This window comes from Yimella radicis (assembly GCF_054778255.1).
Window position 1 is genome coordinate 389,331 of record NZ_BAAGZR010000025.1, and the last position, 16,514, is coordinate 405,844.

General features: G+C 67.2%; 16 protein-coding genes. 9 read left to right on the top strand and 7 right to left on the bottom strand.

The genetic code is table 11. From position 1 onward, the window contains the following. The first annotated feature begins 16 nt into the window (after positions 1-16). A complete protein-coding gene (locus ACYU8W_RS14920; protein ID WP_499470264.1) occupies positions 17-2,338 on the top strand; it encodes a glycoside hydrolase family 3 C-terminal domain-containing protein in 2,322 nt (773 codons plus the stop codon). Positions 2,339-2,403: 65 nt separating this feature from the next. After that, the gene (locus tag ACYU8W_RS14925; protein ID WP_499470266.1) at positions 2,404-3,132 is read left to right on the top strand and encodes a TSUP family transporter; all 729 of its coding nucleotides are present in this window, start codon (positions 2,404-2,406) and stop codon (positions 3,130-3,132) included. A 48-nt stretch (positions 3,133-3,180) separates the two neighbouring features. Here the strand turns inward: ACYU8W_RS14925 and ACYU8W_RS14930 are convergent, their stop codons facing one another. The 3 genes from ACYU8W_RS14930 to ACYU8W_RS14940 all read right to left on the bottom strand — a co-directional run bounded on the left by ACYU8W_RS14930 (position 3,181) and on the right by ACYU8W_RS14940 (position 5,219). Then, entirely contained in the window at positions 3,181-3,978 is a 798-nt protein-coding gene (locus tag ACYU8W_RS14930; protein ID WP_499470268.1) for a transglutaminase-like domain-containing protein, read from the bottom strand. A 74-nt stretch (positions 3,979-4,052) separates the two neighbouring features. Then, entirely contained in the window at positions 4,053-4,235 is a 183-nt protein-coding gene (locus ACYU8W_RS14935; RefSeq protein WP_499470270.1) for a hypothetical protein, read from the bottom strand. Positions 4,236-4,310: 75 nt separating this feature from the next. Continuing rightward, positions 4,311-5,219, bottom strand: a complete 909-nt coding sequence (locus tag ACYU8W_RS14940) for a GNAT family N-acetyltransferase (RefSeq protein WP_499470272.1) — start codon at positions 5,217-5,219, stop codon at positions 4,311-4,313. A 110-nt stretch (positions 5,220-5,329) separates the two neighbouring features. On the opposite strand from ACYU8W_RS14940, the gene ACYU8W_RS14945 reads away from it, so the two are divergent. Further along, positions 5,330-6,733: a class II fumarate hydratase gene (locus ACYU8W_RS14945; protein ID WP_499470274.1), complete on the top strand. Its 1,404-nt coding sequence runs from the start codon at positions 5,330-5,332 to the stop codon at positions 6,731-6,733. A 29-nt stretch (positions 6,734-6,762) separates the two neighbouring features. Beyond that, positions 6,763-7,917, top strand: coding sequence for a magnesium/cobalt transporter CorA (gene corA, locus ACYU8W_RS14950; RefSeq protein WP_499470276.1), 1,155 nt, complete (start codon positions 6,763-6,765; stop codon positions 7,915-7,917). Between the two features lie 20 nt (positions 7,918-7,937). Here the strand turns inward: corA and ACYU8W_RS14955 are convergent, their stop codons facing one another. Both ACYU8W_RS14955 and ACYU8W_RS14960 read right to left on the bottom strand, forming a co-directional pair. After that, the gene (locus ACYU8W_RS14955) at positions 7,938-8,615 is read right to left on the bottom strand and encodes an IclR family transcriptional regulator domain-containing protein (RefSeq protein WP_499470278.1); all 678 of its coding nucleotides are present in this window, start codon (positions 8,613-8,615) and stop codon (positions 7,938-7,940) included. Beyond that, a complete protein-coding gene (locus tag ACYU8W_RS14960) occupies positions 8,503-8,769 on the bottom strand; it encodes an FAD-dependent oxidoreductase (RefSeq protein ID WP_499470280.1) in 267 nt (88 codons plus the stop codon). Before ACYU8W_RS14960 ends, ACYU8W_RS14955 begins: the two co-directional genes overlap by 113 nt. 341 nt (positions 8,770-9,110) lie before the next feature. Between ACYU8W_RS14960 and ACYU8W_RS14965 the strand changes: the two genes are divergently transcribed. From ACYU8W_RS14965 to ACYU8W_RS14985, 5 genes are read left to right on the top strand one after another with little or no spacing between them, the layout of a single operon-like run. After that, positions 9,111-9,941: a siderophore-interacting protein gene (locus ACYU8W_RS14965; RefSeq protein WP_499470282.1), complete on the top strand. Its 831-nt coding sequence runs from the start codon at positions 9,111-9,113 to the stop codon at positions 9,939-9,941. Positions 9,942-9,987: 46 nt separating this feature from the next. After that, positions 9,988-11,037: an iron-siderophore ABC transporter substrate-binding protein gene (locus tag ACYU8W_RS14970; RefSeq protein WP_499470284.1), complete on the top strand. Its 1,050-nt coding sequence runs from the start codon at positions 9,988-9,990 to the stop codon at positions 11,035-11,037. Then, positions 11,034-12,080: a FecCD family ABC transporter permease gene (locus ACYU8W_RS14975; RefSeq protein ID WP_499470286.1), complete on the top strand. Its 1,047-nt coding sequence runs from the start codon at positions 11,034-11,036 to the stop codon at positions 12,078-12,080. The genes ACYU8W_RS14970 and ACYU8W_RS14975 overlap by 4 nt, the downstream gene beginning before the upstream one ends. Then, the gene (locus tag ACYU8W_RS14980; protein WP_499470288.1) at positions 12,077-13,129 is read left to right on the top strand and encodes a FecCD family ABC transporter permease; all 1,053 of its coding nucleotides are present in this window, start codon (positions 12,077-12,079) and stop codon (positions 13,127-13,129) included. Before ACYU8W_RS14975 ends, ACYU8W_RS14980 begins: the two co-directional genes overlap by 4 nt. Continuing rightward, a complete protein-coding gene (locus tag ACYU8W_RS14985) occupies positions 13,126-13,923 on the top strand; it encodes an ABC transporter ATP-binding protein (RefSeq protein ID WP_499470290.1) in 798 nt (265 codons plus the stop codon). Before ACYU8W_RS14980 ends, ACYU8W_RS14985 begins: the two co-directional genes overlap by 4 nt. A gap of 97 nt (positions 13,924-14,020) precedes the next feature. Here the strand turns inward: ACYU8W_RS14985 and glpK are convergent, their stop codons facing one another. Together glpK and ACYU8W_RS14995 are read right to left on the bottom strand one after the other, a co-directional pair. After that, positions 14,021-15,571, bottom strand: coding sequence for a glycerol kinase GlpK (glpK, locus tag ACYU8W_RS14990; protein ID WP_141927451.1), 1,551 nt, complete (start codon positions 15,569-15,571; stop codon positions 14,021-14,023). 79 nt (positions 15,572-15,650) lie between these two features. After that, positions 15,651-16,388, bottom strand: coding sequence for an MIP/aquaporin family protein (locus ACYU8W_RS14995; protein WP_168990109.1), 738 nt, complete (start codon positions 16,386-16,388; stop codon positions 15,651-15,653). Positions 16,389-16,514: the final 126 nt, after the last annotated feature.

A 16,514-nucleotide genomic window follows, 5' to 3' on the forward strand; every position in this document is an offset into this window, starting at 1 on the left:
GGTCGTTGTGTCCCACATGCCGAGAGCCACCGACCTGACCAGTGACGAGCAGATCGGTCTGCTCAGCGGTGTCGACTTCTGGCACACGCGTCCGCTGCCCGTTCATGATCTGCCTCCCGCGACCCTGTCGGACGGTCCCCTCGGCATCCGGCTGCAGCGCGAGTCGGCCGATCATCTCGGAGTCGGCGACAGCCACCCGGCCACCTGTTTTCCCTCTGCCGTCACGTTGGCCTCCAGTTGGGACCTCGACCTTGCACGGGAGGTGGCTGTCGCGTTGGGTGCCGAGGCGAGCCAACTCGGTGTGGACGTCGTGCTCGGCCCAGGGCTGAACATCAAGCGAAACCCGTTGGGCGGCAGGAACTTCGAGTACTTCTCCGAGGATCCGTTCATCAGCGGACGTTTCGCTGCGGCGGTTGTCGATGGTCTGCAGAGCGTCGGTGTGGGCGCCTGCCTGAAGCACTACGCGGTCAACAATCAGGAGTACTACCGCTTCGTGGTCGACGTGGTCGTCGACGAGCGCACGCTGCGTGAGATCTACCTGTCCGGCTTCGAGTACGCCGTCAAACGGGGCAAGCCATGGACGGTGATGGCGTCGTACAACTCGGTCGACGGTGAACTTGCCTCCCAGAATCACCGACTACTCACCCAGATCCTGCGCGACGAGTGGGGCTTCGACGGAGTGGTGATGAGCGACTGGGGTGCGGTGTACGAGCGTGACGTCGGCATCACCGCCGGTATGGATCTGGAGATGCCCGGCGGACATTCCTTGTCGGACAACGACATTCAGGATGCTCTGGCCTCCGGACAGCTCACCGATCGACAGGTCGAGACGTCCGCACAGCGCGTCCTCGACCTGCTCGCACGAGTGCAGGGCAACGAGGTCGGCTCGGTCGAACCCGATCACGACGAACTGTGTCGGCGGGCCGCGGCGGCCGGCGCGGTCCTGCTCCGCAATGACGACACCCTTCCCCTCGATCGCCGGGCATCGATCGCGCTGATCGGTGGGCTGGCCGAGGTTCCGCGGTTCCAGGGCGCAGGCAGTTCACTGGTCAATCCCACCCGAGTGACGACGGTGCGGGACGCGTTCGCCGACGCCGGCGTCGAGGTCACCTATGCCGAGGGCTACGACCCGGCGACGTCCACGAGCAGCGCCGCTCAGCTCGACGAAGCAGCGCGAATCGCAGCGTCTGCCGATGTCGCCGTCGTGATGGTCGGGTTGCCCCCGGCCTACGAATCGGAGGGCTTCGATCGCGACACATTGTCGCTCCCTGCGGCGCACGACGAACTGGTTTCGGCTGTTGCACAGGCCAATCCGCGCACCGTCGTGGTTCTGTCGAACGGCGCACCCGTCACGATGCCGTGGCGCGACGAGGTGGCGGCGATCGTCGAGGGTCACCTCGGCGGGCAGGCATCCGGCGCCGCCGTCGTCGACGTGCTGCTCGGTGATGCCGAACCCGGCGGGCGCCTGGCAGAGACCTTCCCCGAACGTCTCGAGGACGTCGCGAGCACGCCGTGGTTTCCCGGACGCCCACGCCAGGTCGAGTACCGCGAAGGGCTCTTCGTCGGGTACCGGCACCACGTGTCCGGCGGTCCGGCACCGGCGTTCCCGTTCGGCCACGGACTCGGCTACACGACCTTCGACTGGTCCGATCCCCAGTTGTCCTCACCGTCGATCCGCCGTGGCCAGGCCCTGACTGTGAGCATCACGGTGACCAACACCGGTACGCGTGCGGGAAGCGAGGTCGTGCAGATCTACCGTCGTGACCTCACCGGCGTCGTCCTGCGTCCGGAACGCGAGCTGGCCGGCTTCGCCAAGGTGCATCTCGAAGTCGGCGGTTCACGACGGGTGGACGTCGAGGTGCCTGCCCGAAGCTTCGAGTTCTGGGACGTCCGTACGGACGAATGGCGCTGTCCCACCGGACGATTCGAACTCGTCGCAGCGCGATCGAGTGCAGATCCCGGCCTCACGCTCTCGCTGCAGGTCGACGGTGACGCCACCGACAGTGCCGATCCACCGTCCGGGCCCGCCCTCGCTGCGAGCGACGTCGATTTCGCCGCGCGGCTCGGTCGCTCCATCCCGGCACCGCGTCCGACACGTCCGTTCGACCGCGACTCCACCTTCGCCGAGATCGCCACGACCCCGGCCGGACGCGCCTTCCGGGCGATCTGCTGGCGCGCGACGATCGCCGGCACCGAGCTCAGCGATGCCGACCGTCCCATGGTCGAACGCAACTTCGCCGAGTTGCCGCTGCGCGCGGCGGCACGCTTCGGCGACGGCAAACTCAGTTGGCGGACGATCGACCTCGTCCTGCGCCTTTGCAACCTCGGTCGACGCTGACCGATTCGTCGTTTCCCGGCGGCCGCTGAGACCATCGTCCGTCGGCCTGAGCGAAGGGAGCACCCATGGGCATCTCATGGACGCTGTTCGTCGCTCTCGGACTCGTGATCGGCCTCGGCGCGTTCGTGCAACGGGTCGCCGGGTTCGGTCTCGCGGTCGTCGCGGCACCCTTCGTCGTCATGGCAGCTCCCGACCTGATGCCGGCGTCGTTGTTGATCACCGTCCTGCCGCTACCGCTCCTGGAGGCGGTGCGCGGACGAGCTCATGTGCTGTGGCGGTCCTGCAGCTGGGCACTGCTCGGACGCCTGGCCACGATGCCGCTCGGCGTCTGGTTGGTGTCGGTCGCGTCGACCTCGGTGATCTCGCTCGTGGTCGCCGCGATGGTGCTGGCTGCGGTTGCGGGCTCGTTCACCCGGATCCATGTGCAACCGACGCCCGCCCTGTCGGGGCTCGCCGGCCTGGTCACCGGCGTCTCGGCCACAGCCGCATCGATCGGCGGACCCTTCTACGGCCTGGTGCTGCAGGAGCAGAAGCCGCAGCAGGTGCGCTCCACGCTCGCCCCGTTCTTCCTCATCGGTGCACTGGCCTCGCTGGCCGGACTGGGCGTCGGCGGCCAGGTGCCGCGTGAGGCGCTGATCGCAGGCGTCGCCTGGATGCCGTTCATGGTGCTCGGTTCGGTGCTCGCGCAGCCGCTGCGTCACCGCATCGACCCGACCCGGTTCAAGCAGCTGATGCTGATGCTGGCCACCGTCGCTGCGGTGGCCGTGATCGTCCGGGTCGCCCTGACCGTCTGAGTGTCAGACCATCCGCGTCGCGGACTGCGTCTGACACTCAGACAACGATCAGCGCAGCTGGGTCAGCATCGAGGGGTCATCGGTCGGCAGGTCGGGCTCGGCGATCGCGGTGACCTGCATCTGACCGAGCTCCACCTGACCGGCAGCAACCGTCATGAACGCGGTGTCGCTCGCGTCCCGGCCGGTCGCGATACGCAGCAGTGAGGTACGCGGCGCCATCGAGGTCGCGTCGACGACCTGCCACTTGCCGTCGATCAACGCTTCGGCGACCGCGTGGAAGTCCATCGGGCTGAGCCCCGGCGCGTAGACGCTCACCAGCCGGGCAGGCACGTTCAGCCCACGCAGCATCGCGATCACCAGGTGCGCGAAATCGCGACAGACCCCCTGCCTGGACAGGTAGGTCTGGATGGATCCGTCGGTCGGACGACTGGAACCGCTGACGTACTGCAGGCTCTGATTCACCCACACCGTCACGGAATCCAGCAGGTCCTTGCCCTGCTTACCCCCGAACGTCGCATGGGCAACGGGAGCGAGAGTGTCGGAATCGACATAACGGCTCGGACGCAGGAACACGACCTCGTCCAGGAGCGTCACGTCCGGCTCGGGAGCCTGTTCGTCGACCGTGCATCGATAGTCGAGGACGAGATCGCCCGCCGGGGTTTGCCGGCACCGGTGCAGCCGCGTCATCCCGTCGACGATCTCTTCCATCTCGATCTTCGTGCCGTCGACGGTGACCGTGAGCTCCTCCTCGGCTCGCGGTACGACCTCGGACACCGCCACCGACCAGGTGATGTCGGCGGTGGCGGAAACAGTGGCTTCGACATGGGCGGAAACAACGCGGCGCATCCGTCCATCCTGTCGGCGGAACGAGCAGCACAGGGCTTGCCGCGCCGCGTTGTTTCCGTGTTGTTCCGCTCGGCTCACATCTGGAGAATCTGGTGCAGCTCTACGACCTTGCCCCCGACGATCTTCACCACCACGTGAGTGGGAGTGGTCAGCCGGTCGATCCCCTTCGGCAGCACATAGGGCGACCCGGTGAAGTACTTCGCGTTCATCGGTTCGGTGAGCATGAGCAGCCAGGCCCAGGACGGCGCGGTCACCATCGTGGCACCCGCCCCTTCTGCGAACAGGCGAGCGCGTGCGTTGGCACGAGCACCCCGATCAGGCCATGGGCAGACCTACCCGTCCGACCCCACCGCGATGCGCACGATCTCCTCGTTCACCGCGTACCCTTCGCGCTCGTAAAGCCGACGAGCATCCGCGTTGTGACCGAAGACGTTGAGCCACAACGTCTCTCGTCCGATGAACCGCATCTCGGCAGCCGCACCGCGCAGGATGTGGGTGCCGTAGCCCTTCCGCTGATGCGCAGGGTCCACCGCGATGTCGTAGATGAAGCCGTGGTCGGGTCGTTCCTGGACCCACAGCAGCCCGACTTCCTGCGTCGGATCGGCCGCGTCGAAGGCCGACCAGAGCCGATGACCGGGCGACTGCAGACCCTGCGGCAGCAGGCGCTTGTGTTCCTCGAGCGAAGCCAGCCGCGCGGTTTCGATCGTTTCGAAACCGCCGGCATCGAAGATGGAGTGGGCGTAATGCTCGATGCCGTCGTCGATGAACCGTTCGAAACGATCCTCGGTCATCGGACGCAGTTCGATCGTGCCGTCCGGCACGTCGTTCACCCGGATGCTCATCTTGGTCGCGACCAGCTCCGCCCCGGCCCGCTTCACTGCTGCACCGACGGCGTCACCGCGGTATGCGCTGGTGTCCAGCCGGCGCCACCCCTGGGCGCTCGCTTGATTCGTGAGCAGTTCGAGACCTTCCGACACCCGGTCGGGGGGCAGTTGCAGGTCGTACATCGCCGCGCCGTCACCCTGTTCGACCAGCCACGCGCTGCCGATCTGCTCGCCGCCCTCGACGAAGCGCCACAGCTGCTGCTTCCCTTGCTGATGCAGCGACTGCAGGACGCGGTCGGCAACAGCCGCCGGGTCTCCTGGCGCATTGCCGGTGCGGATCGCGATCAGGTGCGCCCGTACGACCGCGGTCCAACGCTCGAACTCGGCAGCGGTCATGGGCTCGGTCAGCAATTCCATGCAAGGACTGTCCAACGGCCCGCCCGGTTCGCACCGCAGCCGGAGGAACAACTGGAGCGCCAACCGCTGTTGACTGGAGAAAGACGACGAACTCGACCGAAGGAGCAACGATGTCCGAGCAGAAGACGAGGACCGAGCGCGATTCGATGGGCGAGGTCGAAGTCCCCGTCAACGCGAAATGGCGCGCACAGACCCAACGCGCTGTCGAGAACTTCCCCATCTCCGGGCGTCCGATCGAACCGTCCCTCATCCACGCGCTGGCCTCGATCAAGGGCGCGTCCGCGAGAGCGCGCGCCGCCAGTGGAGCCCTCGACTCCGATGTGGCACAGGCGATCTCGGACGCTGCCGCAGAAGTATCGGACGGCACCTGGGACGACGAGTTCCCGATCGACGTCTTCCAGACCGGCTCGGGCACGTCCAGCAACATGAACGCCAACGAGGTCATCGCGACCCTCGCTGCCGACACGCTCGGCAAGGACGTCCACCCCAACGACGCAGTGAACGACCCGTTCTCCTCCAACGACCAGTTCCCCGCGGCGATGCACATCGCCGCCACCGGCGGCGTGAAGAACGACCTCATCCCTGCTCTTGAGGTCTTCGCAAAGTCTTTGCGCACCAAGGAGACCGCGTTCGCCGACCTGGTGAAGTCCGGGCGTACCCACCTGATGGACGCCACCCCGGTGACCCTCGGGCAGGAGTTCGGCGGATACGCCGCGCAGGTCGAGTACGTCATCTCCCGCCTGAGCGAGGTGCTGCCCCGCGTCGGCGAACTTCCCCTCGGCGGCTCCGCCGTGGGCACCGGTATCAACGTGCCCACCGGGCTGGCCAAGACGGTGATCGACGATCTCGCGAAGTCGCTCGATCTGCCGCTGACCGAGGCGGGTAACCACTTCGCTGCCCAGTCCAGCCGCGACTCGCTGGCCGACCTGTCGGGCCTGCTGCGCACCTGCGCGGTCGCGTTCACCAAGATCGCGAACGACATCCGGTGGATGGGCTCCGGGCCGACCGCCGGTCTGGCGGAGATTCACCTGCCCGATCTGCAGCCCGGCAGCTCGATCATGCCGGGCAAGGTGAACCCGGTGCTGTGCGAGGCGATGCTGCAGGTCAGTGCGCAGGTGATCGGCAACGACGCAGCCGTAGCGTTCGGGGCCAGCGCCGGCACCTTCGAACTCAACGTGATGCTGCCCGTGATCGCGCGTAATGTACTGGAGTCGATCCAGTTGTTGGCCAACGTTTCTCGGGTCTTCGCCGAGCGTTGTGTCGATGGGATCGAGCCGGACGCCGACCGCATGCGCCGGTACGCAGAGTCGTCCCCGTCGATCGTCACTGCGCTCAACCACCAGCTCGGTTACGACGAAGCCGCAAGCATCGCCAAGCAGGCCTTGAAGGAGGGCAAGACCATCCGCGAGGTCGTCATCGAACGCGGCCACGTCGCCGACGGCACACTGACCGAGCAGCAGCTCGACGAAGCCCTCGACGTGCTCGCCATGGCTTACCCGCACGGACGCGACTGATCCGACCTTTCGGGGCTAGTGTTTCGGCCATGCCCGTCTGGCGCGGACGCCCGGTCACCGTCCCGAAATCACCCGCACGGAACCTGTTCACCTACCACGGTCCGGCTGCGTCGTTCGAGCCTGCGCGCGATGAGCAAGACCGTCCCGCAGAGGCCACCGTGGTCGAGCGTGCGATCTACTGCAACGGTCGCAAGTTGGAGAACCCCGCGACGATCTCCGAGACCATCCACCGGTTGTCGCACAAGCCCGATCCGTCCGAGCGGCCGATGGCCTGGATCGGCTTGGCCCACCCCAGCGCCGATCACGTGCAGCAGGTCGCGCGCATCTTCGACCTGCACCCGCTGGCGGTGGAGGACGCGATCGTCGCCCACCAGCGTCCGAAGCTCGAGCGCTACGACGACACGTTGTTCGTGGTGCTCCGTTCGGCCAGCTACGACGACGACACCGAGACCGTCGACTTCGGCGAGATCCACCTGTTCATCGGCCCCGACTTCGTCATCACCGTGCGGCACAGCGCCGACCCCAAGCTCGGTCCGGTGCGCAAACGGCTGGAAGCCGAGCCCGACCTGCTCGCGCTCGGCCCCGAAGCCGTGCTTTACGGCGTGCTCGACCACATCGTCGACGGTTACGCTCCCGTGCTCGTAGGCCTCGAGAATGACATAGACGAGATCGAGACGCAGGTGTTCGAGTCCGATCCGAGCGTCTCGCGCCGCATCTACGAACTCAGCCAGGAGGTCATGGAGTTGCAGCGTGCGGTGAAGCCCTTGCAACGCATCCTCGACGCGCTCGACAAGGGTGTCGAGAAATACGGCACCGACCCCGAACTCCAGCGCTCACTACGCGACGTCGCCGACCACGCCACCAGTGTCGCCGAGCGGGTCGACGGCTTCCGGCAGTCGCTCGCCGACATCCTCACCCTCAACGCCACCCTCGTCGCACAGACCCAGAACGAGGAGATGAAGCGGCTTGCCGAGGTGGCGAACAACCAGGCGGACGAGGTGAAGAAGGCCTCGTCGTGGGCGGCCATCCTGTTCACCCCAACTGTCGTCGCCGGCATCTACGGCATGAATTTCGAGAAGATGCCCGAACTCTCCTGGTGGTTCGGCTACCCGTTCGCGTTGTTCTTGATGTTCGCGGTCAGCACCACGATGTGGCTCGTCTTCCGGCGCAAGGGCTGGCTCTGACCCACCTCACTGCTGTTCGGTCACCGAAACTGGTTCCGACGCACGTAGTCCTCACTGATCGAGGATGCCGTCGCATCGCGCAGAGGCGCGGCCACGGAACGGATGCCCACTGCGAGGTCTTGATCGGTCATGCACCACCCCTTGGCGCGAGTATCCACAAGTTCCCGTTCCAGTTGGGCCCGGTCGACCTCCCGGCGGGCGACCACCCCCGATCGGCTCGGCTGGGCGAGCACCGCGTCCAACTCCTCAGGGCTCATGTCGGCGAGCAGCACCTTGCCGAGCGAGGTTGATGCGGCGGGGGGAGCGCGTGCCGATGCCCACGCGCAGCGCCACGATCTTGGGCACCGCGACGCGTGCGACGTAGACGATGTCCGAGCCGCGAGTTGCGCGATCGAGGAGGACTCGTGGGTGTGCGCGACCAAGGCCTCCATGTGCGGTCGCGCGATGTCCCACAAGCCTTGGGAGTGGATGTAGGAGACGCCCAGCTCCAGCACCCGTGGGTGAGCGCACTCCGAAGTCGTTCTGGTTGATCTTGTAGTAGAAGGCGTAGCGGGTCGGCAGCGTTCGGTAGTCGGTCCTGGGCTGCTAGGAGAACTCGCGCCCCGGGAAGTGGTAGATGTTGCCGGGCGCCTCGGCGCACACCTCCTCAAGACGGTGCGCCACTCCCATGTGGTCGAACATCTCCATCGAACGGGCATGGACGGTCATCGCCCGGGTCGTGTGCGATGGCCCGAGGCGCTTCTCCAGCAGGCGCACCGAGACGCCTCGGCGCAGTAGTTCGTGAGCCAGGATCATGCCGGTCGGACCGGAGCCGACGATCAGGACACTGGGGTTGTTACGTGAATAAGGCATCACTGCTCCTCAGCAACGAAATTGTGATGAACGTCATAGTGAGCAAGCAGCCGACTCGGGGATATCCAGATAACGAATCCTGTCCGAAACGCGCACGGGTGTGCTTCCGCTGGTCGATCGTCGTCGTCCTGCCGATCGGCCCTGCGCAGCGACGAGCACCCTGCGAGCTACGCCTACGCGGAACATCGACCCGGTAGACGCGCGACTTACGCATTACCGCGAGCGCCTCCTGGCCGGAGCGAGACCGGCTTGACATGGTTAGGCAATGCTTAGTTAGGTACACCTGACCTAAGCCGCCGCTCTTGTCATGGAGTGGGGTCCAGCAACCGGAAGGAACTCGCGTGACCACACTGCTCGGCCGCATCGAACAGCGCGCCGTGTCTGCGTACACCGCCGTCACGATGGCGCAGATGCCCGACCGCACCGACCTTCGGCAGTGGCCCATGACCGTCCGCTCGATCACTGAGGTCGCCGACCATGTGCGTCGGTTCACGTTCGTGGCCAATGAGTTCAGCGGCTACGCCAGCAACGGCCCCGACGAGTACTTCGGGTTGCTCATCCCCACCGACGGTCGGCTGACGATGCCCGATCCGAACGAGGCCAACGTGCGGCGCGCAGTGCATGCGATGAATCCGGTCGAACGCCCTGAACTTCGGTGGTACACCTTGCGGGCGGTGCGCCCCGACCTCGGCGAGGCCGATGTCGACATCGTGTTGCACGGCGACGCCGGTCCCGGCACTGCCTGGGCGTCGCGAGCGCGCGTCGGTGACCGCCTGGGCTTCCGCCAGGGCACCGCGCTCTACCTGCCCCAGCACGACGGCCACGAACTGCTGGTCGCCGACGAAACCGGGGCCCCGGCGCTGGCCGCGATCATCGACCAGCACCCGGACAAACCGCGCACGATCATCGTCGAGGTGCCGGACACCGATCACCTGTCGCCACTGCCGGTCGACACCGACGCGCACATCGTCATTCGCGGCGATCGCGCGCCCGGCGAAGCCGTGCTGGAGGTGCTGCCCGATCTGCAGTGGCCCGCCCTCGGCTACGCGTGGATCTGCGGCGAGCGCGCCCTCGCGACCGGCGTCCGGCGCCATCTGGTCAGCGAGCGCGGTGTGCACCGCAGGAAGGTCATGTTCTCCTCCTTCTGGCAGCTCGGCCAAGCCCGCGTCTGAACCACAACCCGCCCGAAATCTCTTATCCGACAAGGAAATTCCTCGCATGCAGAAGATCGCATTCCCCCTCGCGCTGCTGGCAACGGGCTTGCTCGCAGCCTGCTCGACCGGGCCGACCGGTGGCGCCGACAGCCAAACCGCGGGCACCCTGGCGGCCGGCGCCACAACGACCACCGACAGCGGCGCCTTCCCGGTGACTGTGAAGACCGCGCTCGGTTCCGCCACCATCACCAAGGCGCCGCAGCGAGTGGTGACCCTCGGCTGGAGCGACCAGGACGTCGCGGTCTCGCTCGGCGTCGCGCCGGTCGGTGCGCCGGAAGTCACCTGGGGTGGCAACGCCGGCAAGTCGACCGATTGGTACGACGCCGCGTTGGCGAAGATCGGCGGAAAGCAGCCCACCCGCTACAGCGACGCCGACGGCACCCCGTTCGACAAGGTCGCCGCGCTCAAACCCGACCTGATCCTCGCGACCAACTCCGGCATCACCAAGGACGACTACGCGAAGCTGTCGAAGATCGCACCTGTCGTCGCCTACCCCGACCAGCCCTGGGGCACCTCGTGGCAGCAGTCGCTCGACCTCGTCGGCAAGGCCCTGGGCAAGTCCACCGAGGCCGCGAAGCTGAAGACCGACACCCAGAACTCGATCAAGACCGCCGTCGCGAAGTACCCCGCGATCAAGGACAAGTCTGTCGCGTGGGCCTGGTTCACACCGACCGACCTGTCGAAGGTGAGCTTCTACACCAGCCTCGACAACCGGCCGCGGATGCTGAACGAGTTCGGGATGAAGACACCCGACTTCATCACCAAGCTGTCCGCCGGCAAGCCCAACCTGTTCAGCGTCGATGTCTCGGCCGAGAACGCCTCGACCGCCGACGCCGACGTGCTGGTCTTCTACGTCGACAACGCGGCGCAGACCAAGCAGATCACCGGCAACGCGCTGCTGTCGAAAATCCCTGCGCTGCAACGTGGTTCGTACGTCGCCAGCTCCGACAACGTCGCGGCCATGCCGATGTCCAGCCCCACCCCGCTGAGCATCCCGACCGCACTCGAGAAGTTCCTGCCGCAGCTTGCTGCGGCCGCCGCCAAGGCGCAGTGAGCACTCTCGTCTCCACCCGACCCGCGTCCGGCCGACCCACAACCGGACGCGGGTCGCGCCGGCGCGCCGGCGTCGGCTTCGCGATCGCGACGGCGACCTTGGGCGTCGCCTGCGCGCTCTCCCTCGCCATCGGCTCCAGCAGCAGCCTCGGCATGCTCGACGCTTTGCACGCGTTCTTCACCGGCACCGGTGACGCGGCCGCCGTCGTCGATGCACGCGCCACCCGCACCCTCGTCGCGGTAGTCGTCGGGGCGTCGGTCGCCGTGTCGGGTGCCGCGCTGCAGGGACTCACCCGCAACCCGCTGGCCGACCCGGGACTGCTCGGCGTCAACGCAGGCGCTTCACTGGCCGTCGTCATCGGCCTGACCGCCGGCTTCGCCGGCAACCAACTGTCGTTCGTGCTCCTTGCCCTGCTCGGCGGCGCTCTCGCGGCGTTCGCCGTCTATGCGATCGCCTCCGCGGCCTACGGTGGCGCTGGCCCGATCACGCTGGCACTGACCGGCGCCGCGGTCACCGCCGGCTGCTCGAGCATCACCGCCGCGCTGCTCATGCGCGACCAGGGGGCGCTCGAGGTCTACCGTTTCTGGCAGGTGGGCTCCGTCGGCGGACGCGAGTCGGCGAACCTGCTCCTCACCCTCCCCTTCCTCGCCGTCGGCGCACTGATCGTGATCGCCTCGGCGCGCACTCTCAACGCGCTCTCACTCGGCGACGACCTCGCCCGCGCCCTCGGCCGGCGGGTCGCGCTGGTGCGCATCACCGTCGCCGCCGGAGCCGTGCTGCTCGCCTGCACGGCCACCTCGATCGCCGGACCGATCGCCTTCGTCGGGCTCGTCGTGCCCCACGTCGCGCGCGGCTTCGCTGGGCCCGACCACACCCGCTTGCTGCCGCTGTGCGCCCTGGGCGGCGCCGTGATGCTGACCCTCGCCGACGTCATCGGACGCGTCGTGGCCCGCCCAGGCGAGCTTCCGGCCGGCATCCTCACCGCACTGGTGGGGGTGCCCGCGCTGATCGTGTTGCTGCGCCGCAAGGTGGTCACCCTGTGACTGCCGCAACCTGCGCCACCCCTGCCCTGAAGGCGGTAGCCGCCGCGCGCACCCGCGTCCGCCGCAGGTTGTCGGTCGCGCTCGTAACCGCGGCCTTCGCGCTGCTCGGACTGCTCGCCGCGCGCGTGCTGCTCGGCGACTACACCGTGACGATCCCCGACTTCTTTCGCATCGTGACCGGCACCGACATCCCGGTGGCCGGTTTCATGGTGATGGAGTCCAAACTCCCGGCCGCGCTCGCAGGAGCTCTTGCAGGGGTCGCCTTCGGCGCGGCCGGGTCGATCTTCCAGACGATGTTGCGCAACCCGCTGGCCAGCCCCGATGTGCTCGGCGTCTCGCTGGGAGCAAGCGCAGGGGCGCTGGGTTCGTCGGTGCTGCTGGGCTGGTCGGGCACACCGATGTCGCTCGCCGCGCTCGTCGGCAGCCTCGTCGTCGCGCTGCTGATCCACCTCGTCGGCGGCCGCGGCGCGACCGCCTCGCACCGGATGATCCTCATCGGGCTCGGCATCAGCGCGGCGCTGCAGTCGCTGATCCAGTGGCTGCTCATGCGCTCCAACATCCATCAGGCACAGGACGCGATGGTGTGGCTGACCGGGTCGCTCAACTCCCCCGGGTGGAGCGGAATCGCCCGGCTGGCAGTTGTATTGGCCATCGGCCTGCCGGTGGCCGCCGTACTCGCCCGGCCGCTGCGACTGATCGAACTCGGCGCCGAAGCGGCCACTGCACTCGGCGCTGCGGCTGACCGCACCCGACTCGCGCTCATGGCCGTCGCGGTCCTCATCACCGCCACCGCGGCCTCCGTCACCGGCCCCATCGCGTTCGTCAGCCTGCTCGCGGGGCCCACCGCGCGCCGCCTCAACGGCGGCCGCCCCTCGATCCCGTTGTCGGCACTCATCGGAGCCTGCATCGTCGTTGCCGCCGACTACCTCACGAAGTACGTCGTGCCCGGCAGCCTCCCGGTCGGTGTGCTCACCGGCATCGCCGGCGCGCCTTTCCTGCTGTTCCTGTTGATCCACCGCCCCACCTCGCGAGGAAGTAACGACGCATGACCCTCGAAGCACGTGGCCTCACCCTCACCTACGACAAGCACACCGTCGTCGACGCTCTCGACCTCGCGCTGCCCGCGGGCCAGATCACCGCGATCGTCGGCGCGAACGGCTGCGGCAAGTCGACGCTGCTGCGCGGGCTGTCGCGGGTGTTGCGTCCACACGCGGGTGCGGTGCTGCTCGACGGTGCCGACCTGAGGTCGATGCACCCCAAGCAGGTCGCGCGGCGCGTCGCGCTGCTCCCACAGCAACCTGTCGCGCCGAGCGGCATGACCGTCGTCGAACTCGTCGGGCTGGGCCGGCACCCGCACCAGAGCGCGTTTCGTCCCCGTACCCGTGACGACGATCGCATCGTCGCCGAGGCACTCGAAGCCACCGCAACCCTCGACCTCGCAGACCGCCTCGTCGAAGAACTCTCCGGTGGCCAACGACAGCGGGTGTGGATCGCGATGGTGCTCGCCCAACAGACCGACGTGCTGCTGCTCGACGAACCCACCAGCTTCCTCGACCTCGCCCACGCCGTCGACGTGCTCGACCTGGTCACCGACCTCAACCGCGAGCGCGGGACGACGGTGGCGATGGTGCTGCACGACCTCAACCTGGCTGCCCGGTACGCCGACGAACTCATCGCGGTCAAGGAAGGAACGGTCGTCGCTCAGGGCAGCCCGACGGAGGTGATCACCGCCGAGCGCGTGCGCGGGGTCTTCGGTCTGACCGCGAGTGTCGTGCCCGACCCGGTGACCGGGACGCCGCTGGTGGTGCCGATCGGCCGGCACCACAGCGTCCCCGCTGCCTGAACAGAACCAGGCCCCAGCCGTGTCGGGGCTGGGGCCTGGGTTCTGGTCCGGGTTTCGATCCGTCGCTCGCAGCCACGACGGCTCATCCACCGGTCGGTTACTGCTGGATGTCGGCCTCCGACACCGCGTCTTCCGGCTTCTCGTCGTCCTTGGCCCAGTCGAGGGTGCGCTGGACGGCCTTGTTCCACTTGGCGTACAGACGCTTGCGGTCGGCCTCGTCCATCTGCGGCTCCCAGCGCTTGTCCTCGGCCCACTGCTTGCGCAGTTCGTCCTCGTCCTTCCAGAAACCGACGGCCAGGCCGGCCGCGTAGGCCGCGCCCAACGCGGTGGTCTCGTTGATCACCGGACGGATGACGGGCACGCCGAGAATGTCGGCCTGGAACTGCATGAGGGTCTCGTTGACCACCATGCCGCCGTCGACCTTCAGCTCGGTGAGGTCGACGCCGGAGTCGGCGTTCATCGCGTCCATCACCTCGCGGCTCTGGAACGCGACGGCCTCGAGCGCGGCACGGGCGATGTGGCCCTTGTTCGCGAACCGGGTGAGGCCGACGATCGCGCCGCGGGCGTCGGAGCGCCAGTGCGGGGCGAACAGACCGGAGAAGGCGGGGACGATGTAGACGTCACCGTTGTCCTCGACCCCCTTGGCGAGGTCCTCGACCTCTGGCGCCGAGCTGATCAGGTTGAGGTTGTCGCGCAGCCACTGCACCAGCGACCCGGTGACGGCGACCGAACCCTCGAGGGCGTAGATCGGCTTGTTGTCCCCGATCTTGTAGCAGACGGTGGTGAGCAGGCCGTTCTTGCTCATGACCTTCTCCTCACCGGTGTTGAGGAGCATGAAGTTGCCGGTGCCGTAGGTGTTCTTCGCCGTGCCGGGCTCGTAACAGACCTGACCGAAGGTGGCGGCCTGCTGGTCGCCGAGGATGCCCGCGATCGGCACACCCGGGAAGGAGCCCTTCTCCCGGCCCTTGCCGTAGACCTCCGACGACGACCGGATCTCCGGAAGCATCGACATCGGAATGCCCATGTCCTTGGCGATGGATTCGTCCCACTGCAGGGTGTCCAAGTCCATCAACATGGTGCGCGAGGCGTTGGTGACGTCGGTGACGTGGACACCGCCGTCCGAGCCGCCGGTCATGTTCCACAACACCCAGGTGTCCATGTTGCCGAACAGCAGGTCGCCCTTGTCGGCCTTCTCGCGAGCGCCCTCGACGTTGTCGAGGATCCACTTGACCTTCGGACCGGAGAAGTAGGTGGCCAGCGGCAGGCCGACCTTGTCCTTGTACTTGTCGGCACCCTCGGAGCCGCCGAGTTCCTCGACGATCTTGTCGGTGCGGGTGTCCTGCCAGACGATCGCGTTGTAGACGGCCTCGCCGGTGTTCTTGTCCCAGACGACCGCGGTCTCACGCTGGTTGGTGATGCCGACCGCGGCGACGTCGCCGCGCGAGATGTCTCCCTTGGCCATGGCCTCGGCGCTCACCTTGCGGGTGTTCTCCCAGACCTCGGCCGGGTTGTGCTCGACCCAGCCGGCCTTGGGGAAGATCTGCTCGTGTTCCATCTGTGCGACCGAGACGACCTTGCCGTCGTGGTCGAAGATCATGCACCGCGTGCTGGTGGTGCCCTGGTCGATCGAAGCGATGTACTTGCTCACTGCGGTGGCTCCTTAGCCGAAAGTTTCGTGCGGGGAAGAGAGGAGTGTCCCGCCGCTGGTGCGACGGGCCCACGTCCGATCACATGTAGACGATCGCGAGCAGACCTGCAGCGACGGCGCCGAGGAGCGGGCCGACGACCGGGATCCACGCGTAACCCCAGTTGCTGTCGTCCTTGTGCGGGATCGGCAGCACGGCGTGCGCGATACGCGGACCGAGGTCACGCGCCGGGTTGATGGCGTACCCCGTGGGGCCACCCAGCGAGGCACCGATTCCGACCACGAGCAGCGCCACGGCCAACGGGCCGAGACCTGCGGGTGACTTGCCGAACATCATGATGATGAAGACCAGAACGAAGGTCCCCAGGGCCTCGGTCACGAGGTTCCAACCGGTGGAACGGATCTGCGGGCCGGTGGAGAAGACGCCGAGCGAGCCGGCCTCACCGCGCTCGTCGAACTGCTTCTTGTAGGCCATCCAGCACAACACAGCACCGATGAAGGCACCGATCAGTTCGGCGGCCAGGTAGACCATGGTGGACGCGGCGGTGATCTCCACGCCCTTGGCGTAGGTCACGGGTTCGTCACCGAGGCTCTGAGTGAGCAGACCGATGGTGACGGCCGGGTTGAGGTGCGCGCCCGACTTCCAGGCGGCGTAGACACCCGCGAAGACCGCGAGACCCCACCCGAAGTTGACCATCAGGAAACCGCCGTCCGTACCGTTGTTCTTCGGCAGAGCGACGTTCGCGACGACACCACAACCCAACAACAGCAGGATCGCGGTTCCGATCACTTCACTGACAAATACTGCTCCGAGGCTCACCGTTGAACCCCTCCTCCCAGTATGCGAAGAGCGCGGACCGCGATCTTCGGCGTAGATGTGACTATGTTCTACCAAAGGTCAACCCATGTCCGTAGGGCTTAAGCGCAATTGACCGGCGCGTTTTCG